General features: G+C 62.4%; 19 protein-coding genes. 8 read left to right on the top strand and 11 right to left on the bottom strand.

The features are described from left to right. Window positions 1-26: 26 nt before the first annotated feature. The 7 genes from ACQK2G_RS16930 to ACQK2G_RS16900 all read right to left on the bottom strand — a co-directional run bounded on the left by ACQK2G_RS16930 (window position 27) and on the right by ACQK2G_RS16900 (window position 7,759). Window positions 27-803 (bottom strand): VPLPA-CTERM sorting domain-containing protein, encoded by a 777-nt coding sequence (locus tag ACQK2G_RS16930; protein ID WP_425406215.1) that lies wholly within the window; start codon window positions 801-803, stop codon window positions 27-29. A gap of 151 nt (window positions 804-954) precedes the next feature. After that, entirely contained in the window at window positions 955-2,973 is a 2,019-nt protein-coding gene (locus ACQK2G_RS16925; protein WP_425406214.1) for a lytic transglycosylase domain-containing protein, read from the bottom strand. Between the two features lie 108 nt (window positions 2,974-3,081). Next, a complete protein-coding gene (locus tag ACQK2G_RS16920) occupies window positions 3,082-4,461 on the bottom strand; it encodes an MFS transporter (protein ID WP_425406213.1) in 1,380 nt (459 codons plus the stop codon). Between the two features lie 109 nt (window positions 4,462-4,570). Then, a complete protein-coding gene (locus tag ACQK2G_RS16915; protein WP_425406212.1) occupies window positions 4,571-5,137 on the bottom strand; it encodes an NADPH-dependent FMN reductase in 567 nt (188 codons plus the stop codon). Window positions 5,138-5,308: 171 nt separating this feature from the next. Beyond that, complete coding sequence (locus ACQK2G_RS16910) at window positions 5,309-5,518, bottom strand: hypothetical protein (RefSeq protein WP_425406211.1); 210 nt, start codon at window positions 5,516-5,518, stop codon at window positions 5,309-5,311. A 112-nt stretch (window positions 5,519-5,630) separates the two neighbouring features. After that, window positions 5,631-6,470 (bottom strand): intradiol ring-cleavage dioxygenase, encoded by an 840-nt coding sequence (locus tag ACQK2G_RS16905; protein WP_425406210.1) that lies wholly within the window; start codon window positions 6,468-6,470, stop codon window positions 5,631-5,633. Beyond that, window positions 6,467-7,759 (bottom strand): FAD-dependent monooxygenase, encoded by a 1,293-nt coding sequence (locus ACQK2G_RS16900; protein ID WP_425406209.1) that lies wholly within the window; start codon window positions 7,757-7,759, stop codon window positions 6,467-6,469. Before ACQK2G_RS16900 ends, ACQK2G_RS16905 begins: the two co-directional genes overlap by 4 nt. 314 nt (window positions 7,760-8,073) lie before the next feature. On the opposite strand from ACQK2G_RS16900, the gene folE reads away from it, so the two are divergent. The 3 genes from folE to ACQK2G_RS16885 all read left to right on the top strand — a co-directional run bounded on the left by folE (window position 8,074) and on the right by ACQK2G_RS16885 (window position 10,679). Continuing rightward, window positions 8,074-8,703, top strand: a complete 630-nt coding sequence (gene folE / locus ACQK2G_RS16895; protein ID WP_425406208.1) for a GTP cyclohydrolase I FolE — start codon at window positions 8,074-8,076, stop codon at window positions 8,701-8,703. A 102-nt stretch (window positions 8,704-8,805) separates the two neighbouring features. After that, the gene (gene zigA / locus ACQK2G_RS16890) at window positions 8,806-10,032 is read left to right on the top strand and encodes a zinc metallochaperone GTPase ZigA (RefSeq protein WP_425406207.1); all 1,227 of its coding nucleotides are present in this window, start codon (window positions 8,806-8,808) and stop codon (window positions 10,030-10,032) included. Continuing rightward, a complete protein-coding gene (locus tag ACQK2G_RS16885) occupies window positions 10,029-10,679 on the top strand; it encodes a DUF1826 domain-containing protein (protein ID WP_425406206.1) in 651 nt (216 codons plus the stop codon). The genes zigA and ACQK2G_RS16885 overlap by 4 nt, the downstream gene beginning before the upstream one ends. A 143-nt stretch (window positions 10,680-10,822) precedes the next feature. Here ACQK2G_RS16885 and ACQK2G_RS16880 read toward each other — a convergent pair whose 3' ends face one another. Further along, entirely contained in the window at window positions 10,823-11,593 is a 771-nt protein-coding gene (locus ACQK2G_RS16880; protein ID WP_425406205.1) for an SDR family NAD(P)-dependent oxidoreductase, read from the bottom strand. Between the two features lie 224 nt (window positions 11,594-11,817). Between ACQK2G_RS16880 and dapA the strand changes: the two genes are divergently transcribed. Beyond that, entirely contained in the window at window positions 11,818-12,696 is an 879-nt protein-coding gene (gene dapA / locus ACQK2G_RS16875; protein ID WP_425407658.1) for a 4-hydroxy-tetrahydrodipicolinate synthase, read from the top strand. Window positions 12,697-12,780: 84 nt separating this feature from the next. Further along, window positions 12,781-13,272 (top strand): SsrA-binding protein SmpB, encoded by a 492-nt coding sequence (gene smpB, locus ACQK2G_RS16870; RefSeq protein ID WP_425406204.1) that lies wholly within the window; start codon window positions 12,781-12,783, stop codon window positions 13,270-13,272. A 24-nt stretch (window positions 13,273-13,296) separates the two neighbouring features. On the opposite strand, the gene ACQK2G_RS16865 is transcribed toward smpB, so the two are convergent. Next, window positions 13,297-14,145 carry a phytanoyl-CoA dioxygenase family protein gene (locus tag ACQK2G_RS16865; protein WP_425406203.1) on the bottom strand — a complete coding sequence of 283 codons (849 nt, stop codon included), beginning with the start codon at window positions 14,143-14,145 and terminating at the stop codon, window positions 13,297-13,299. A 108-nt stretch (window positions 14,146-14,253) separates the two neighbouring features. On the opposite strand from ACQK2G_RS16865, the gene ACQK2G_RS16860 reads away from it, so the two are divergent. Then, window positions 14,254-15,033 (top strand): DODA-type extradiol aromatic ring-opening family dioxygenase, encoded by a 780-nt coding sequence (locus tag ACQK2G_RS16860; RefSeq protein WP_425406202.1) that lies wholly within the window; start codon window positions 14,254-14,256, stop codon window positions 15,031-15,033. 153 nt (window positions 15,034-15,186) lie between these two features. Beyond that, on the top strand, window positions 15,187-16,263 hold the full coding sequence (locus ACQK2G_RS16855; protein WP_425406201.1) for an Ldh family oxidoreductase: 1,077 nt from the start codon (window positions 15,187-15,189) through the stop codon (window positions 16,261-16,263). 10 nt (window positions 16,264-16,273) lie between these two features. Here the strand turns inward: ACQK2G_RS16855 and ACQK2G_RS16850 are convergent, their stop codons facing one another. Both ACQK2G_RS16850 and ACQK2G_RS16845 read right to left on the bottom strand, forming a co-directional pair. Next, window positions 16,274-17,263 carry a dimethylarginine dimethylaminohydrolase family protein gene (locus ACQK2G_RS16850; protein ID WP_425406200.1) on the bottom strand — a complete coding sequence of 330 codons (990 nt, stop codon included), beginning with the start codon at window positions 17,261-17,263 and terminating at the stop codon, window positions 16,274-16,276. Between the two features lie 55 nt (window positions 17,264-17,318). Continuing rightward, window positions 17,319-18,011, bottom strand: a complete 693-nt coding sequence (locus ACQK2G_RS16845) for a hypothetical protein (RefSeq protein ID WP_425406199.1) — start codon at window positions 18,009-18,011, stop codon at window positions 17,319-17,321. A 73-nt stretch (window positions 18,012-18,084) separates the two neighbouring features. On the opposite strand from ACQK2G_RS16845, the gene ACQK2G_RS16840 reads away from it, so the two are divergent. After that, window positions 18,085-19,011 carry a cation diffusion facilitator family transporter gene (locus ACQK2G_RS16840; RefSeq protein WP_425406198.1) on the top strand — a complete coding sequence of 309 codons (927 nt, stop codon included), beginning with the start codon at window positions 18,085-18,087 and terminating at the stop codon, window positions 19,009-19,011. Window positions 19,012-19,068 lie beyond the last annotated feature (57 nt).

Raw genomic sequence — 19,068 nt, 5'->3', positions numbered from 1 at the left:
ATACAGTCACGACTGCTCCGGGCTTGTCAGCCCGCGGCCCGGTTCCGGCGTCTGGCGAAGAGGCCCAGGCAGATCATCCCTCCGGCGAGCAGCGGCAGCGCGGCGGGCAGAGGCACCGGGGTAACGCCGGTCGAACTGCCGAAGACGTTCAAGGCGAATTGGATGCTCTGTGCATCGGTCTGGAACATGTTTGCATCACCGGTGGCTATGACGCGGCCGTTTCCGAAGAGCAGGGAAGCGACAATCGCACCAGCGCTATCGGATGCCAGGGCGGTCAGGCCGCTGCCGGTGATCGGAGTGCCGCCGCCGGTGAAGGAAAGGCTGGACCCCAGGACGATTCCGGCCAGAAGCGGATCGGCAACGGTCGACCAGGTGCCGCCGGAACTGCTGGTGGAATTCAGGTTGAGACCGAACAGGTTCAGGAACGTATTGGTGTTGGAATCAAAATTCGCATTGTCCCCGGTCACGAAAAGGGTGCCGCCGGCGGAAACCCACGCGGTCAATGCGGTTTGCTCCGCCGATGAAAGCGTGATCGGATCGTTGTCGAGCCGCAGCAGCCCCGTGATGAAGACATCGACGGAATTGAGGTAACCGGCGGTGAAGGCTCCGGTCAGGCCTGAAATCGAATGGCCGGCGTCGATCGTCGCGTCGCGCAGAGTCGTGTAGTTGACGCCGTCGACGATTGAATAATCTGCATTCGCCCTGGTATCGGCGCCGTTGAAGCCACCGACAACGGCGGCTTGGACAGTACTTGCCGTCATCGCCATCGCGACCACGGCCAAACATAGCAGTAGTTGCCTCATATGCCCCTCCGTCAGAACGGCCTTCCCCCAAGGGGACTATACGCGGACGAGGGGCCGAACCTAAACACGCGGCGGTTGAGTGATTGTAAACGGCGGTTATGGATGTCAAGGGACCGTTGACGAAAGCCCCCCATCTGGTCGCACCTTGGTGCTAACCCTCCGATTTCGGGCGCCGCGGGGCGCGCGGCGGGCTGGTCCACAGATCGTTGGCCGCGACCGGGGCGGTCAGGCTGTTGAAGGAAAGCAAGGTCGGTTTTTCCGTCAATCGTTCGCGGTACACGGTTATGTTTTCCAACACCCGCTGAACGTAGTTCCGCGTCTCGGTGAAGGGGATCATCTCGATCCAGTCCAGCGCTTCGTCAACGCCCGTTCGCGGGTCGCCGAATTCCTTCATCCACTGGCGCGCCCGATAGGGGCCCGCATTGTAGCCGGCGAGGGCCAATATGAGCGATCCGTCAAACTGATCGATCAGCCCTTTCAGATAGGCACTGCCCAAGGTGACATTGTAGTGATAGTCGCCGGTCAATTGCTCCTGGCGGTATTGCAGATTGTGCCGTGCCGCGACCGCCTTGGCGGTGGCGGGCATCAACTGCATGAATCCGCGCGCGCCGGCCCGGCTCACCACGGTGCGTTCAAACCCGCTTTCCTGCCGGATCAGGCCGAAGACGATATCGGGGCCGATCCCCAGGCCCTTGTCCAGGCGCAGTGTGGGATAGCCGGTTTCAGTCAGTACGACCCCTTCCTTGATCGCCTGCCTTGAGACATAGACGGCATCATGCGGTCGCCCCAGATCCAGCGCCAACTGCGCCAGCATCGAGAAATCGACCGGGCGTTTCATTTCCCGCGCCATATGCCGAATGATCTGCCGCACCAGATGGTCGACATTCATGACCGACAGGATGCGGGTGATCCGCACCAGATCCTGTTTTTCGAATGCCTCGCGCTCGATCCGGATCGGTCTTGGTTCCCGCGCCAGGGGCGGGCGGGCCGCGGGCGGAAGATGCGCAGCCGCCATCTGCCCGTAGAAGGAACTGCCGTGCCGTGCGGCGGTGGCATACCACTGCGCGGCGATTTGTGGCTCGCCCGCCGCTTCCGCCGCCCGCCCGGCCCAATAGGCCGCCCGGCTCAACGAAACGGGATAGGACACGTTGCCGTACATTACCCGGAAATGTTCGAAGGCCTGCCGCGGTTCCTGCAGAAAACGCAGCTTGATCCAGCCGGCCATCCACTCGCCTTCGGCAAAAGCATAGCCTTCCGTCGCGCCATGCCCGGCCGCCAGTTGATAAGCGCGTGATATCTTGCCTTCTTCCAGGGCCGTGCGCGCGAGGTATCCGCGTTCGCGCCACCAGGTGCCCGGCCAATCGCCCGGATCGATCTTGTCCTGCAGCAGCAGATCGGCGGCCTCGTCGGTCCGGCCCTTGCGCCGCCGCCAGCGCACCCGCTCGTAGATAAGACCGGGATGGTCCTGCAATGCCGCGGGGACCCTGGCGATCGCCTGATCGACGCCGCCCGACATCTGGCGCAATGCGATCCGGGCTTCGGCCAGGTGCCTCAATCCGTCCGGCAAGCGCCGCGCCTGCCGCGTCGCCGCGCTGATCTGTCCTTCCCAGAGCAGACGGTCCAAGCGCGCCTCATTGTCTTCCGTGGTCAGGAACTTACGGAAATCCTTACGGAAGTCGTGTTCCTCCCGCGCGCTGAAATCCAGTTCGACCCAGGCCTTGCGCAGCATGGCTTCCATCCGTCCGAACTCGCCGCCCTCGGTCAGGGCGCGCGCGAATTGGCGAATGCCGTTCAGGGTTCTGGGGTCGCGATTTTCGTACCAGGCCAGGATATCGGTCGCCGGAATGGGATCCGCCATCGCGTCCTCGGCGCGCACTTCCAACCGCCAAAGGCTCGGCCAATGCGGGTTTTCGGTCGCGAATTTGGCGATCTCATGAAAACTGCGGCCGCTCTTGGAATCCATCAGCGACAGCCAGTCCAGCACCTTGCGCGGCAGCGGGTCGGTGGCCCGATCCGCATGTCGCCAGGCGGCATTCCACTGGCCGCTCATCGCGGCGCGAAAGGCGGCGTCGTATTCCTTCCGGTCCCGTTCGGAAAGCGGCGCGGCCGCGCCGGCCTGCAAGGGCCAGAGCACGGCAAGCACAAGAATAAGAGCAATCCGTGCGATCATGGCGCGGATATTAGCGGATTATGCCCAATCACCACAACTGATCGCCGTCACACCTGATGGGATCGTGACACGAAATTTTTCCGCCCGAACGAACCGCGGCCAAAATGCCTAGGCCGGCCAATGGCGATGATGTGTGTCGATGACGAATGCATGTTTGTGCCGTGTCGCTTCGTGCCGGTGCGGGTGGCTGTGCGGTTCGGGACCTTCCCAGCCCTCATGCGCATGCTGGTGATGCGCGTCGTGAAAATGCCGGTGCTCATGCGCGACCGCTTCATGCGTATGGGCCAGTTCCATGGGGTCTTCGGCCGGCCAAAGCCAAAGGGCGGTTGCGGTGGACAGCAAGGCCAGGGCGGAAAGCACGGTGAACGCGGCACCGAGCCCGAAAGCACCGCCCAGGAAACCGGCCGACAGATAGCCGATCAGCCAGCAGCCATGCGACAGGGCGAACTGGGCGGCGAAGATCGCGGGCCGGTCCCCGTCATGGGCGGACCGGCGCAGGAGCCGCCCCGCCGGTGTCTGGATCAGCGACGATCCGCAGCCGAGCAGAAACCAAATCAGGGTTAGCCCGATCATGCCCGGCGCGGTCATACCCAGGGCCAGACCCGAGGCCAGACCCGTGGCCAGTAGAAAGCCGCCGCCGATCATTACAGCCCGATCGGGCACGCGCTCTATCAGGCGCGGGATCAGCATCGCGGCGATCATCGATCCGGCACCGGCGCCGGCCAGAACCAGTGCCGTGTCGCTTTCGCTGCCGCCCAATATGTCTCGGACATAGACCACGGTGTTGACGATGATCATGGCGCCGGCGCTCGCGACCGCCAGCGACAGGGCCAGCAGACCGCGCAGACGCGGTGTCTTCAGATAGGCGGCGGTGCCGAAGCTGACATTCTGCCATACCCCGCGCCCGCGGTCCGGCGGGGTGGCCCGCGGCAGCCGGACGGACAGGATCAAGCTGGCCGAGACGACAAAGGCCGCCGCGTTCGCCGCGAACAGCGCGTCGAAGGTGAAGAAGAACAACGCCGCCGCGGCCAGGGTCGGGCTCAACAGGTTTTCCAAGTCGTAGGCGAGCCGCGAGTAGGAAAGCGCTTTTGTGTATTGCGCGTCGTCGCGCAGGATATCCGGGATCGTCGCTTGAAATGTCGGCGTGAAACCGGCCGAGCAGGCGTTCAGCAGGAAGATCAGCAGATAGATCTGCCAAACCTCTGTCACGAAAGGCAGGAAGCCGACGATGCAGGCGCGCGCGATATCCAGCGCGACGAGCAGGGCGCGGCGCGGAAGGTGATGCGCCAGCCCGCCGATGACCGGGGCCACCCCGATATAGGCAACCATCTTGATCGCCAGCGCCGTCCCCAGAACCTTCCCTGCTTCGCCGCCCGCCAGTTCGTAGGCCAACAGGGCCAGGGCGATGGTGGTCAGACCGGTACCGGCCAAGGCGATGATCTGGGCGCCGAACAAACGGCGATAGGTTCCGTCGGCAAGGGGAGACATCCAAGGGCCCTATGACGTGGTGCTGGGGTTGCTCGCGTCATCGATGATAACGGAACGCATGCCGGGGCACCAAGGCACAAGGTCCGTCCTGCCGGGGCGTCGGTTTCGGTCAGGTCCGCAAGGGTTTCAACGCGCCCGCCCATTTGACCAGTTCGTCCAGCATCGTATTCGCCTGGTTGGCCGATCGCTCCGGCGGCGCGAAGACGCCGTCCTCGCCGATATGTTCGCCGAAGAAGGGAAGCGAGACGCCCTGCGGGATGGCGGCCATGGCAAGCCCGCCCAGCAACAGTTTCAGTTGACCGGAGGACCGCATGCCGCCGGTGATGCCGCCATAGCTGACAACGCCCGCCGGCTTGTAGCGCCATTCGCGATGCAGGCACTGGACCGCATTCACCAAGCCCGCCGGCGGGAAGTAATCGTATTCCGGTGTCACGAAGACGAAGGCGTCGGCCGGCGCCATCGCCGCGCTCCACCGCTTCGTATGATCATGCTCGTATTTGCCCTGGGCGGGATGGGCCGCCTCATCCAACAGCGGCAGGTCGAAATCGGCCAGATCGACCAGCTCGACACCGAAGCCGCCGTGATCCGCCGCGATCTGGGTCATCCATGTCCCGACGGCGGGCCCCTTACGGCCAGGACGGGTCGAACCGATGATCACTTTCAGGCTGAGGGTCATTGCGGGTCATCCTATATGGCTAAGTGGCAGGCGTCGGCGAGTGCGGCTGACCCACCGATACATAAGGCGACGGCCCGATGTGACAACCGTTTACGTGTTCCGGCCGCGGGGGGAACAGGCAACGGCCCCGGTTTCGTGCCGAGAAGCCGTCGCCGTGTCCGCGGTTCGTTGTCAGTAACTCGCCGTGACCGCCAGCCACAGCGTACGGCCGTTTTGAACCGTACCGTGGGACTCGTCCCTGATCTCCCTATCCAGAAGATTGTAAACGACACCCTTGACGGTGAAATGGTCGTTGATCGCGTAGTTTGCTCCGATATCGCCGGTGGCGTATCCGGCGTGTTGTTCGACCGTGTTTACCCGGCTGGAACTATTGATCAGCACGCTTTCGCCTATGTGATGGGCGGCAGCCGAAAGGTTCTGGTCCTCGATCGGTTCCCACCAATCTCGGTATTAGAGGCCGGTCAACCGGCTTTGTGTGATGCTCTCCCAAAAACTAACCGGTTTGAACCATGACGAAATCGAAGGCGCAGTGCCAATCGGTATCGCCGCCGTGCGGTTTGAATTCGGCGATCAGGGATTCCTTCACTCCGAAGACCGCATCGGAAGCGAGATACGGGTCGCCGTCGACGAAGGTATGGGTGACGATGGTCTCGAAGCCCGGCGCGGTAATCATGAAATGCATATGGGCGGGCCGGAAGGGATGCCGACCCAGTGCCGCCAGCATCTTGCCGACCGGTCCATCATCCGGAATTGGGTAGCTGACCGGCTTGATGCCACGAAAGCTGTAAAGCCCGTCGGCGGCTGTGGTAAACACGCCGCGGTTATTCCATTTGGGCTGCAGATCCGGTTGCTGGACGCTATAGAAACCGTCCGCGTTGTCGCACCATACGTCGATCCGCGCGCCTTCGATCGGGTTGCCGTCCAGATCCAGCACACGGCCCTCATAGAGGCAGCTTTCGCCCTTGCCGTCCTGAACGATCGTATCGCCCATGGCGCGTTCCGGTGCACCGCCGACATGGAACGGGCCCAATACCGTGTTCTCCGTCGCGCCGGCCGGGCGGCGGTTGTTGATCGCATCGACCAGCATGGAAAAGCCGAGAACGTCCGACAGCAGGATGAATTCCTGCCGCTCCTCGGAACACATCCGGCCCGTGCGGGTCAGGAAGTCGATCGCGACCTCCCATTCCTCCTGCGTCAGGTTCACATCCTTGGCGAAGGCGTGAAGGTGGCGAACCAGGCTCTCCATGACCTCGCGTAGACGGGGCGACACGTCGTCGCCGATCCGGGCGTTCACGGTATCGGTCGACGACTTTTCGGTGAAATAGCCGCTCATGCCTTCTCTCCCGGTTCGTTTGGTTCGCCTGAGTATTCTCCTGGGAGTTCTCCCGGAAATTCTGGTGGGGATTTCTTCCGGAAACCGGCAACCGAACGATAGCCGGCGGCCACTTCTTCCAGTTCCTCCCGGGTAATCAGATCCTCGATCCTGTCATCGGGGCCGGTCACCCGGGCGTCGGCAATGTCCAGGACCTTTTCCGGCCCGCCCGCCCGGTTGCTCAGGACCACCTTTGAGGTGAAGGGCAGGCGCTCCGCCTCATAGGCCTGCAATCCGCCGGGGCCGGGATCGATGGACAGCGCATCGGCCAGCGCGCGGGCGTCCAGGATCGCTTGGCTCGCCCCGTTCGCGCCGATCGGATACATGGGATGGGCGGCGTCTCCCAGCAGGGTGACCCTTCCCTCGGTCCAGAAATCCACCGGTTCGCGGTCGATCATCGGGAATTCGGTGACGTTGTCGGTTGTGGCAATGATTTCGGCCACGTTCATATCCGCCAATTGGAAAGCCTTGAACGGTGTGACGTAATCGGTCGTGGCACCCCTGGTCCAGTCGGCATCCTGGATATGGCGCGGCGCGCTGTGCCGCAGTTCGGCGACCCAGTTGGTCAGCGCGCGGCCCTGACGGCGGAGTTTCCCGCTGATCGGATAAGTCACGAATTTCATGTCGTGATTGCCCGCGATCACCATGGTCCGGCTGTCGCCGATCATGTCCATTTCGACAGCGCCGCGGAACATCATGGTGCCTTCATACCGCAACGGACCTTCATCGGGGTGCAGTTGCGCGCGAATTTTCGACCTAAGACCTTCCGCCCCGATCAACAGGTCGGCCTCGGCCGACCCGCCGTTGCCGAACAACACCGCGACGCGATGTTGACCCTGTTCGAAGCCGGTAACAGGGGTGCCGGTGATGACGGCATCCTCACCCAGCCGTTCACGCACAGCCCGTAGCAACAGGAACTGCAATTCGCCGCGATGGATGGAATATTGCGGTGCCTCGAACCCGGCCTCGACGCTGCGCGGGTCCGATTGAATGACCTGACCGAACCGGGTCCGGTACTCGATACAGCGCGTGCGGATGGCGGTTTCGTCCAACGCGGCACCCAGGCCCAGCCCGTGCAGCACGGCAGAGGCATGCGGCATCACATTGATGCCGACGCCCAACGGTTGGATCTTGGATACCGCTTCGTATACGCGGACGCCGAACCCCTTCTCATGCAAGCAAAGCGCGGCGGTAAGCCCGCCGATCCCCGCGCCGGCGATGGCGATTTCGGTCATGTTGGTTTGTCGCACCGTCCCTAATTCCCTCTCCCGCGTCTGACGGGGTTGTCGCCTGCCCCCGTTCCTTGCCGATGTTTTCTTTCCACAAGCGGTTAGGCAAGCCGCATTTGCAAAGCAGGTCGGCGGTGCCGGACAGATGCGACACCAACCGACAGATCCGGCACCAAGGCATTCCCCGAAACCCAATGAATCCATCGGAACACCGGAACGCTTGTCGGCGATAATGTTATGATATAACATTGCAAAAATTGATTGGTCCGGCGTTTCGATTGCCTGCTTTTGCGGTGTTGGGGCGGCGGCCTGACTTTTGATGAGTGAAGGTGGAAATGGATAAAATCAGTCGATATGAGGCGAAGCCCGCATCGTCGAAAGGACCCAGCCGCGATCAGGCCGAAGCTGCCGTTCGTACGCTGATCGAGTGGGCCGGCGACGATCCCGATAGAGAAGGGTTGATCGGGACGCCGGGGCGTGTCGTGCGGGCGTATGAGGAGTTTTTCGCCGGCTACCAGGAAGATCCGGTCGAGCTGCTCGCGACGACCTATGAAGAGGTTTCCTATGACGAGATGATCGTTCTGCGGGACATCCGCCTGGAATCCCACTGTGAGCATCATATCGTCCCGATCCTGGGAAAAGTGCATATCGGCTATCTTCCCGCCGGGCGTGTCGTGGGAATTTCGAAACTTGTGCGCGTCGTCGAAGTTTTCGCGAAACGCATGCAGATTCAGGAAACCATGACGGCGCAGATCGCCGACGCCATTCAGGCGGTGTTGCAGCCCAAGGGCGTGGCGGTGGTGATCGAGGCGGCGCACCAATGCATGACGACCCGCGGTGTGCGGAAGCCTGGGGTCAGCATGGTGACCAGTCGCCTGTTCGGCGAGTTCAGGACCGACCCGTCGCTTCGGCAGGAATTCCTGGCAATGATCGGTCAGCGTTCGACCCAAACCGACGCGATTTAGCGGCCTCCGCCGGGTCTGAAACCTGTCTTGCTCATTGCCTGCATGCCGGCCTGCTTCGACTGAGTTTCGGCGCGGCTGGCCTCAACTCTGTGAGAAACCCAAATGCGCGAACGAATAGCGAATTCGAAACTCCCGGTTACCGTATTGTCCGGGTTCCTGGGGGCGGGGAAAACCACGCTGATGAATCATATCCTGCACAACAGGCAGGGACGGCGGGTCGCGGTGATCGTCAACGATATGAGTGAGGTGAATATCGATGCCAGCCTCATTCGAAACGGCGGTGCCGATTTGAGCCGAACCAAGGAATCCCTCGTCGAGATGACCAACGGCTGTATCTGCTGCACCTTGCGGGATGACTTGCTGCAGGAAGTGCGCCGATTGGCCGGGGACGGCCGGTTCGACTATCTCCTCATCGAATCGACGGGGATTGCCGAACCGTTGCCGGTGGCCGCGACCTTCGGGTTTCGGGACGAGGCCGGAGACAGCCTGTCGGATATCGCGCAACTCGACACGATGGTCACCGTCGTGGATGCCGCGAACCTGTTGAAGGATTACGCATCGACGGATTTCATCGCCGATCGAGGAGAGTCGCTTGGTGAGGATGACGACCGAACCCTGGTGGACCTGCTTGTCGATCAGATTGAGTTCGCAGATGTCGTCATTCTGAACAAGGTCGATGCGGCGACGCCGGACCAGATCGACGCGGCGCGTAAGATCATTCGCTCCTTGAACCCGGATGCCCGATTGCTTGAAACGAGCATGTCCGAGGTGCCGATGGAGGCGGTGCTCGACACGGGCTTGTTCGACTTCGACAAAGCCGAGCAGCATCCGCTGTGGTTCAAGGAGCTCTATGGGGCGGGGGACCATGTACCCGAGACGGAGGAATACGGGGTCGGCAGTTTCGTCTACCGCGAACGCCGGCCGTTCCATCCGGAGAAATTCTATGACTTCATCAATTCGGAATGGCCAGGTGTAATCCGTGCGAAAGGGCATTTCTGGCTCGCTTCGCGTCCCGACTGGGTCGGGGAACTCAGCCAGGCGGGCGCGATAACCCGGCATCAGGCGATGGGTATCTGGTGGTCCGCCGTGCCGCAGGAGAGGTGGCCCGAACAGGAAGACTGGCACCGGCATATGGATTCGATCTGGGATCCGGTCTACGGCGACCGGCGTCAGGAGATCGTTTTCATCGGTGCCGGGATGGATGAGGCCCGCTTGCGCGATCGGCTCGATGCCTGCCTTGTCGGGAACAAGGACGACACGGCGATGCGGCCGGGATCCTGGAAAATGCTGAAGGACCCGTTCCCGGTTTGGAAGCGGGCGGAAGCATGAGGACCTTGGCGGAGGATCGGCCGGTCCTGACATGCGACACAAGAACGGGACTGGGGCGGATAACCCGTCCCGAGGTCGATCTTGTTGTGTGGCGGAGGTCCCTTCCGCCCGCTTTCACCGACTGGATCCAGCGTGTCCATTTCTCGTTGTTGCCCTCGTTCCGAATTTTGGCCCGCGCTGATATTTTCCCTGAAGCCTTGGGGGTGTTCCTCGACAGGCATGGGATGCCCCACGGTGAAATGCGCGATTTTCTGATCGACGATATTCACGGACTTGCACTGGCATTCTCCGGCATAACCGGCGATGACCTCGTGGATATGCGGCTGGAACGCATTCACCACGACGCCTGCTGGAAGTTTCATCGCGACTGCGTCGCCTTGCGATTGCTGACGACATATCGCGGGCCGGCGACGCAATGGGTGCGCCACGATCGGGCGAGCGAGGCGATACGGGAACAATTGGCGTATTCGGGGCCGGTCGAAACGCTTCAACGCCATGATGTCGCTGTCTTCAAGGGCAATGCGCAGGACAAGGAACGCGGCGTGGTTCACAGATCCCCGCCGGTTTCCAAGTCAGGGGAGACGCGGTTGCTGTTATGCCTCAACACGGCTTCCGACATGTCCCCGGAGGAATGGCGCGGGGGTTGAGACGGAACGGCCCCCGATACGGCGATCGGCCGTTTGTCGTTCCTCTCGTCAAGGCTCCGTGGCTACGGTGACAGCGGTTGCCGCCCTGTCACCGAAACGCGCGGCCAGGCTTGTCCTGCCTCTGTAGGTTTGCCCGGCGCGCCTCAGATACCCGAAGCCAGATACCCGCCATCCACGTTGAGGACCGACCCGGTGACGAAGCCGGAGGCGGCGGAGGCCAGATAGATCGCGGCGCCGACGAGTTCCTGTAGCTCGCCCATCCGGTTCATGGCCGCGCGCCGCCGCGCTTCGGCCTTGCGTTCTTCCGGCATCTTGGCGCGGTTCAGGTCGGTCAGGAAAAATCCGGGCGCGATGGCGTTGACCCGCACGCCGGCCGTGCCCCATTCCGCGGCGAAGCTTTTGGTGATGCCGACCACGCCCCATTTGCTGGCGCTGTAGGCCGCCGCGCGCGACCAGCCGTTATGGGAGGCGAGCGAAGCGATATTGATGATGCTGCCGCCGCTCTGCGCCATCATATCCTCGCCGAACAATGTGCAGGCGAAGAAGACGCTTTTCAGATTGATGTCCAGTATCTCGTCATATTCGCCCTCGGTCAGTTCAAGCGCCGGCTTGATCGCGGTGGTGCCCTGGCAGTTCACCAGAATGTCCAGCCGGCCGTGATCCTTCCGGATGCTCTCGCGCAGGGCGTTCAACTGACCGGTATCGCGGGCATCCATGGAATAGGTCGCCGTGCTGCCGTCCTGCGGTCCCAGTTCCGCCGCGACCGCATCCAGCTTTGCCTGTGCCCGGCCCGCGATCAGCACCGTCGCGCCCGCATCGCGATAGCCCAGCGCGATCTCGCGCCCAATGCCGCTCGACCCGCCGATCACCAGGGCCGTCTTACCCTGCAGTCCGAAATTCGCATGTTCCGTCATCTTTGCCTCCCGTTGTTTCTCCCCACTCTTGGGCAGGATCGCTCGCGGCACAATCCGGGGGTGCCGTCACAGGTATTTTGTGCGCCTGGCGTCAACGCTCTGTCCCCCCATACTTATCTTGTTTTTCCGCCGATCCTGCGGTTAATGTCCGCCCGAATTGGGGCGGAAAACCGTCCGGATATCTAACTGGGCGCATAAGCGGGGGAGGATCTACCATGGCTGCCATGTTCCAGGGGTCGATGACGGCCTTGATCACGCCGATGACGGAAACGGGCGCCATCGATGAAAAAGCGTTCCAGGCCTTCGTCGAATGGCAATTGTCGGAAGGGACCGAAGGGCTGATCCCCGTCGGCACCACCGGCGAGTCGCCGACCATGAGCCATGCGGAGCATGAGCGGGTCGTCGATCTGTGCATCGAGGCCGCCGCCGGCCGCGCGCCGGTCATCGCGGGCACCGGATCGAACAATACCGAGGAAGCGATCCACCTGACCAAACACGCCAAGCAGGCGGGCGCCAACGCCGCGCTGGTCGTCACCCCCTATTACAACAAGCCGACCCAGGCCGGTCTCTACGCGCATTACGCGGCGATCGCCAAATCGGCGGACATCCCGATCATCATCTACAACATTCCGGGCCGGTCGATCATCGATATGTCGGTCGAGACCATGGCGAAACTGGCCAAGGATTTCCCGAACATCGTCGGCGTAAAGGACGCCACCAACGACCTGAACCGGCCGGTGCTGACGCGCCTGGCGATCGGCGAGGATTTCTCCCAGCTGTCCGGCGAGGACGGCACCATCGGCGCTTTCCTGGGCCAGGGCGGGCATGGCTGCATCTCCGTCACCTCCAACGTCGCGCCGGGCCTTTGCGCCAAGCTGCACGCCGCCTGGCGGGCCAAGGATTTCGCCACTTTCGGCAAGATCCGCGACCAGTTGATGCCGGTCCATGGCGCGATGTTCTGCGAAAGCAGCCCGGGCCCGGTGAAATACGGCGCCAGTCTGCTCGGCAAGGCGAATGCCTTCGCGCGGCTGCCGATGGTGGAGATCGCCGACAGCAGCAAGCAGCGCGTCAAGGCCGCGATGCAGGGCGCCGGCCTGTTCTGAGCCGACCGGAAAAGATCTGAATTGAAGACGGGCGGGGGCGCGGGATTTGCACCCGCCCGTTTTCTATCCCATATGTGAAGCACTATGGCTGGTAAGAACAAAGGCAAGAACAAGAACCTCACGGACGGCACGGTCGCGGTGAACCGCCGCGCGCGCTTCGACTATGAGATTCTGGAGACGATCGAGGCGGGACTGGTACTGACCGGGACCGAGGTCAAATCCCTGCGCAACAACGGGGCGAGCCTGAACGAGGCCTATGCCGGGATCAAGGACGGGGAGCTTTATCTCTTCAACGTCCAGATCGCCGAATATCCGAACGCGCCCAAGGCCTTTCAGCATGAGCCCAAGCGTCTGCGCAAGCTGCTGGTTCACAAGAAGGAACGGGACAAGCTGATCGGCGCGATCAAGCGCGACGGCATGACCCTGGTGCCGATGAGCCTGTTCTTCAACAAGCGCGGCATCTGCAAGCTCAGCCTCGGGCTGGCCAAGGGCAAGAAGGCCCATGACAAGCGCGAGACGATCAAGGAACGCGACTGGCAGCGCCGCAAAGGCCAGCTGCTGCGGGAAGCGGGCTAGGCCCGATGTCCCGGCGCGGCCCCCTTATGTTCCGGCGCCGCGCGAAAAATCGTTCTTGCCGCAGGCATCCTTGCCGCGCATCAGGATCACCCGTCGTCCGCTGAAATCGACGATTCCCGACTTCTGCTGTAGTTCGGCCCCGAAATCGTGGTCGAAATGGCTGGTCGTCGGCATGTACCGGCAGACATAGCCCGCCCGGCGGTTCGGCGAGCGATTGGGCTTGGACCCGTGCACGATATAGACGTCGTGGAAGGAGACCTGGCCCGCCTTCAGGACGAAGTCGACGGCGTCTTCCTCCCGGTATTCGCTTTCATCCAGCGCCTGATTCAGGGCCAGGTGCTCGCCGTCATCGGTATGATGCTTGCGCAGGCGTTTGTCCTTGTGGGACCCGGGGATGACCCGCAGGCAGCCGTTTTCCGGCGTCGTGTCGTCCAGCGCGACCCAGGCGGAACACGTCGCCAACGGCTTGATCGGCCAGTATTCACCGTCCTGATGCCAGGGCACTTCCTTGCCGGAAAAAGCCGGCTTGCCGAAGACCGTCGTTCCCCAAAGCAGGAAATCCGGCCCGATCAACTGCTCGACCATGTCCAGAATGTCGGGATAGGAAGCGAAATCGAGCCAGATCCGGTCGCCCTTCAGTCCCTGCACGCCGGCATTCAGCAGATGCGGGCACAGCATGTTGTCGGCGGCCAGATGCGGGTTGGCCTGCATCAGCTCGTCCAGTGATTGCCGCATCGCCGCCAGCATGTCGTCGGGAATACGAAAATCCGGAATGACGTAGCCGTCGCGGCGGTACTGTTCCACTTCCGCCTCTGTCAGGCGTGCGCCGCTTTGAGTGTTTTTATACCGATCCCGCCAAGAACCGTCGGGCATGATTTCCTCCTGTGTTTTTCCGCACAGTATATCAACGGATCACGAACATTGTGAGTAAGAAGGCTTGCGCATATCTGTTTCCTGAAACAACGGTAATCAGAGGATCCCATGACCGTCATGCCGTCCCTTTTCCTGTCGCATGGTTCGCCGATGCTGACCCTGACCGATTGTCCGGCGCGCGATTTCCTTGCCGGATTGGGCGCGGCGATCGGCCGGCCCAAGGCGATCCTGTGCGTCTCCGCCCATTGGGAACAGCCGGTGGCGGCGGTGACCGGGGCGGCGCGGCTGGAGACGATCCACGACTTTTTCGGCTTTCCCCCGGCGCTCTACGCGGAACGATACGACGTGCCGGGGGATCCGGCGCTTGCCGGGCGCGTGGCCGCGGCTCTCGAGGAAGCCGGCATTCAGACCGTCGTCGATCCCGCGCGCGGCATCGATCACGGCGCCTGGGTGCCGCTTAAACTGATCTATCCGGATGGCGATGTCCCGGTGATCCAGGTGGCGATCGGGCAGGGACGCGATACGGCTTATCACCGGCGCCTGGGCGAGGCCCTGCGCGGTCTTCGGCAGGACGGCGTGTTGGTGGCGGGATCCGGCGCGATAACGCATAACCTTCATGCCTTCCGCGGTCAGCCCGTGGATGCGCCGCCGGCACCCTGGGTTGCCGATTTCCGCGACTGGATGGCGGACGCGATCGAGACTGCGCGTTGGGACGACCTGCTGGCCTATCGCAGCCGTCAGCAAAACGGCGCGGTCAATCACCCGACCGAAGACCATATCATGCCGCTTTTCGCTGCGATCGGGGCCGGTTCAGGGCAGGCGGGCAAACTCCTGCATCACAGCTATACCCATTCGATCCTGGCCATGGACGCCTTTCGCTTCGACTAGGGTGCATCGACTAGGCGCATCGACTAGGGCGTATCGATTACGGCCGATCGGGCACATCACCCTTTTTGGCCCTGTCGCGAACCGGCGGATTGGCATTCCCGCCCGATCGAATACGATGGCTCCCGAATTGTCAGACAACTGGGAGAAGTCGGTATGGGGACGGAAGATGGTGCGCGCTATGACGCCGGGGCGATGGAGGAATTCGGCGTAGCCTTGTTCTCCGAGGCGGGCATGCCGCAGGACCGGGCGGAAATCGTCAGCAAGTATCTGCTGGAAGCGGATCTGATGGGGCATGACACCCATGGCTTCAACCAGGCGCCGCGCTATCTGCGCCATACGATGAGCGGGGAGATGCCGCCGACCGGTGATCCGCAGGTGTTGCATGACAAAGGCCCCTGCCTGACCTGGGACGGCAATTACATGTCCGGCGTCTGGCTGACTTACGAAGCCGTCAGGGAAGCCGTCGCACGGGCCAAGCAGTTCGGCATCGGTGCGGTTTCCATCCGACGGTCCCATCATATCGCCTGCCTGGCCGCCTTTCTGCAATTGGCGACGGATGAGGGGCTGGTCATCCAACTGCTCAGTTCCGATCCCGCGGCCAGCGGCGTCGCGCCCTTCGGCGCGGTGGAGCAGGTCTTCACGCCCAACCCCATGGCCTATGGCATTCCGACCGGCGAGGAAGCCGGCGGCGATCCGATCCTGGTCGATATCAGCGCGTCGATCACCACGCTGGGCATGTCGTATCGGATGATCGGCCTGGGGCAACCTATGTCCGGGCAATGGTTCATCGACAATAAAGGCAATCCAAGCAACGACCCGGCCGTGCTGAAGGACGATCCGCCGGGCGCCCTGCTGACACTGGGCGGAATGGATGCCGGGCACAAGGGCTTCGGACTGGCCTTGATGGTCGAAGCGATGACGTCGGGCATCGGCGGCTTCGGCCGGGCCGACGGGGCGACCAATACCGGTGCCTCGGTGTTCGTTCAGGTGACCGACCCGGATGCCTTCGGCGGCAGGGAAGCTTTCCTGCGGGAAGTTTCCCATACCGCGAATGCCTGCCGCAAAGCGCGGGTGCCGGACGGCAAGCCGCCGGTCCGCCTGCCGGGCGATGGCGCGCTGGCGCGCAAACGTGCGGCCCTGGCCGACGGTGTCAGGCTCTATCCCGGCATCCTGCCGCAACTGGAACCGATCGCGAAGGAGTTGGGCGTCGCGATGCCGAAGCCGATCTAGGCTCGGGCTCCTAGTTGGTGCGGCGGATCAGCGGTTGATGAGCACAGCGGAAGGATCCGCCGGCCATGCAGGGAACGCGATAGGGGATGCGGATCACCTCGAACTGCCGGGTCTTGAGTTCCCCGGCGACGATGTCGAGCGGTTCTTCGGAAGGTACGACCACGGTGCGGTCGTTCAGGACCAGGTTGTTGCATCCCATATGCGCCTTTGCCAAAGCCTTGGGAATGTCGACGATGTCCCAGTCGCGCATGAATTCTGGCAGCCCTTCCGGCAGCGCATCGAGACATGCCACGGCGACCCCTTCCCGCGGGGTCATCAGCACGCAGTCCAAATGCGGAAACATCGGATCGATCGGAACGACTGTCACCTCGTAAGGTGCGCCCAAGGCATGGTGCAGCCAGCGCGCGCCTTCCGGGTTGCTGCATCCGCCGGAATGACCGACCAGGATTCGGTCGCCCAGAACGAAGACGTCGCCGCCTTCCAGATAGCCCCAACCCGGGCCTTCGCGCTCGTCATCCGCGCCGCCGTCCGGCTGGGCGAAATACCGTGCGCCGCGCGCCATCGTGCTGGCCAGAATTTCCCTGATGGCAAAGCGCTGACGCCGATGGAACAGACTGCGCGGCGCCAGTTCGATCACGTTGTTACCGATGGTGACGAAGGGGTCACGCATCCAACCCGTCTCGACCCCGTGGTCCTCGCCACGGGGAAAGGCACGATTGGCTTTGCTGATTTCGCCGGCCACATGGACGGTGATGCCTAGTGACCTGAGCAGATCGATGGCGCCCTGAATTTGACCGCTGAATTCGTTGAACAGGTCGGGCGCGACATCCTTGACGGCCCGGCCCTGATGCTTGACCCAAAGGTCGCCGAATTCGCCCTGCGCGCGTAGTTTCGCATCGGCATGGAAAACCGGCAGCACCCAGTGATGGGGTGATCCGTAAACGCATTCCTGCAAATCCGCCCATTCGGATTCGACGAAGATCGGATCAGTGCTGCTCATGGTTTCCCTCGTCGTATCGGCGGTGCGGTCCCATGGGTCAGGTCCAGGGACCGGTTCAGTCCTCGTCCATCTGAATGGCGAAGATGACGCTGCGCCCATACTGATCGACGCCCTGACCATTGATTGCGGGCTGACCGACAACCGGGACGATCACACCCTGGATCGACGACCCGTCATTGCAGTTGATTCGGAAATCGCCGCCGATCAGGCTTGGGTTCGTGCCGGAATCATATTGGATCAAGCCCTCGCAGCCGATGCCCAGATAGGCGAGCGGAAAACTCATCCATGTCGAATTTCCCTCGGCCCGCAATTGCACGCGCGTTTCGAAGAAATCCTGTCCGCCCATGCCTGGAACGTCATACCAGATGAAGGCCATTCGAACCGGGTAGGGCGGTGCAAAATTCCGCGGGTCGGTGGATTGCGGGATCTCTCCCGTGGTCACGGCGCCGACCGGCGCGGTTTGCAGCGACGGCTGCGACGTATCCTGGCCGATGGAGGCGGCTGGTGTTTGGGTTCCCGGTTGATTGGGAAGTTGGCTGGCCGATTGACTGATAGATTGACTGGGCGCGCGGGCGGGCGTTTGCGGCGCAGGCGCAGTGATCGTGCCGGTGATGCCCGGCTGACCTGGAACCACACCGACGGGCGGCGGCGGCAGGGACGCCGGCGGTTCGTCTTCCCACAAGGAACAGGCCGCGAGCGGCACGACCGTCGCGGCAACAGCGGCAATTCGGAGGAATGACAATCTCATCTCGATATCCTAGCCGCGTCGGCACCTCCCTGCTAGGGTTCGCGGCAAAGTTCATGCTGATGGAGACGCGCCGATGGCCGCCCAAGGATCAAAGCTTGTAATCTATGCGGCCCTGGCTGGAAACGGTCTGATTGCGATCACCAAATTTGCGGCGGCGGGCTATACGGGCTCGTCGGCAATGTTCTCCGAAGCGATCCACTCCGTCGTCGATACGGGCAATCAGGGTTTGCTGCTGTACGGCTTGCATCGCGCAAACCGTCCGCCCGATCAGAAACACCCTTTTGGATATGGCGGTGAAGTGTATTTCTGGTCCTTCGTCGTCGCGATCCTGCTATTCGCGGTCGGGTCCGGCTTTTCCCTCTATGAAGGGGTCCTGAAAGTCATGGACCCCCATCCGGTCACGAATGTCTTTGTCAGCTATCTGGTTCTCGGCGGTGCGATCGTGTTCGAGGCGGGGGCTTGGATCGTCGCGGCGCGGGAGTTCAACAAGACCCGAAAAGGGCGGCCGATATTGCGGACGGTGTTGGAGGCGAAGGACCCGTCGATCATTACAGTGCTGCTTGAAGACAGCGCCGCGATGTTGGGTCTGATAGCCGCCTTGGTGGGGATTTGGCTTGGGCAGGTAACCGGCAATCCGGTCTATGACGGCGCCGCTTCGATTGTCATCGGCGTTATTCTGGCCATGGCGGCGATCTTCCTGGCCATTGAAACCAAGGGACTGCTGATCGGTGAGGCCGCCCATCCCGAGGTGACGGCGGCGCTGGAGGGCATCATCGCGGACCAGGCCTCCGTGGCGCAGATCAACGAGATCCTCACGATGCATGTCGGACCGTCGGATGTGCTTGTGAATGCGAGCCTGGATTTCAAGGATTCCGTGGACAGTGTTGAGATCGAACGGGCGGTAACGGAAATCGAGGCGAAAATTAAGCAGGCTTATCCGCGCGTGACCCGGATATTTATCGAAGCGCAGAATTGGCAGGAGCATGAGCGCACAATATAACCTCCGTCGCCCGAGTTGACCGCCGTACAAGGCCGACCGGACGCACGCATTCGACCT

The sequence above is a fragment of the Hwanghaeella sp. genome (assembly GCF_965227365.1).
In the GTDB taxonomy this organism is placed as follows: domain Bacteria; phylum Pseudomonadota; class Alphaproteobacteria; order UBA8366; family Aestuariispiraceae; genus Hwanghaeella.
The sequence above is the reverse complement of the archived record's forward strand: the minus strand, read 5'-3'. Positions and strand labels throughout refer to the sequence as shown.

Excerpts from the sequence above, each read along its gene's own strand:
- ACQK2G_RS16930 (WP_425406215.1), bottom strand. The coding sequence starts at position 803 with ATGAGGCAACTACTGCTATGTTTGGCCGTGGTCGCGATGGCGATGACG.
- ACQK2G_RS16925 (WP_425406214.1), bottom strand. The coding sequence starts at position 2,973 with ATGATCGCACGGATTGCTCTTATTCTTGTGCTTGCCGTGCTCTGGCCC.
- ACQK2G_RS16920 (WP_425406213.1), bottom strand. The coding sequence starts at position 4,461 with ATGTCTCCCCTTGCCGACGGAACCTATCGCCGTTTGTTCGGCGCCCAG.
- ACQK2G_RS16915 (WP_425406212.1), bottom strand. The coding sequence starts at position 5,137 with ATGACCCTCAGCCTGAAAGTGATCATCGGTTCGACCCGTCCTGGCCGT.
- ACQK2G_RS16905 (WP_425406210.1), bottom strand. The coding sequence starts at position 6,470 with ATGAGCGGCTATTTCACCGAAAAGTCGTCGACCGATACCGTGAACGCC.
- folE (WP_425406208.1), top strand. The coding sequence starts at position 8,074 with ATGGATAAAATCAGTCGATATGAGGCGAAGCCCGCATCGTCGAAAGGA.
- zigA (WP_425406207.1), top strand. The coding sequence starts at position 8,806 with ATGCGCGAACGAATAGCGAATTCGAAACTCCCGGTTACCGTATTGTCC.
- ACQK2G_RS16885 (WP_425406206.1), top strand. The coding sequence starts at position 10,029 with ATGAGGACCTTGGCGGAGGATCGGCCGGTCCTGACATGCGACACAAGA.
- ACQK2G_RS16880 (WP_425406205.1), bottom strand. The coding sequence starts at position 11,593 with ATGACGGAACATGCGAATTTCGGACTGCAGGGTAAGACGGCCCTGGTG.
- dapA (WP_425407658.1), top strand. The coding sequence starts at position 11,818 with ATGTTCCAGGGGTCGATGACGGCCTTGATCACGCCGATGACGGAAACG.
- smpB (WP_425406204.1), top strand. The coding sequence starts at position 12,781 with ATGGCTGGTAAGAACAAAGGCAAGAACAAGAACCTCACGGACGGCACG.
- ACQK2G_RS16865 (WP_425406203.1), bottom strand. The coding sequence starts at position 14,145 with ATGCCCGACGGTTCTTGGCGGGATCGGTATAAAAACACTCAAAGCGGC.
- ACQK2G_RS16860 (WP_425406202.1), top strand. The coding sequence starts at position 14,254 with ATGACCGTCATGCCGTCCCTTTTCCTGTCGCATGGTTCGCCGATGCTG.
- ACQK2G_RS16855 (WP_425406201.1), top strand. The coding sequence starts at position 15,187 with ATGGGGACGGAAGATGGTGCGCGCTATGACGCCGGGGCGATGGAGGAA.
- ACQK2G_RS16850 (WP_425406200.1), bottom strand. The coding sequence starts at position 17,263 with ATGAGCAGCACTGATCCGATCTTCGTCGAATCCGAATGGGCGGATTTG.
- ACQK2G_RS16845 (WP_425406199.1), bottom strand. The coding sequence starts at position 18,011 with ATGAGATTGTCATTCCTCCGAATTGCCGCTGTTGCCGCGACGGTCGTG.
- ACQK2G_RS16840 (WP_425406198.1), top strand. The coding sequence starts at position 18,085 with ATGGCCGCCCAAGGATCAAAGCTTGTAATCTATGCGGCCCTGGCTGGA.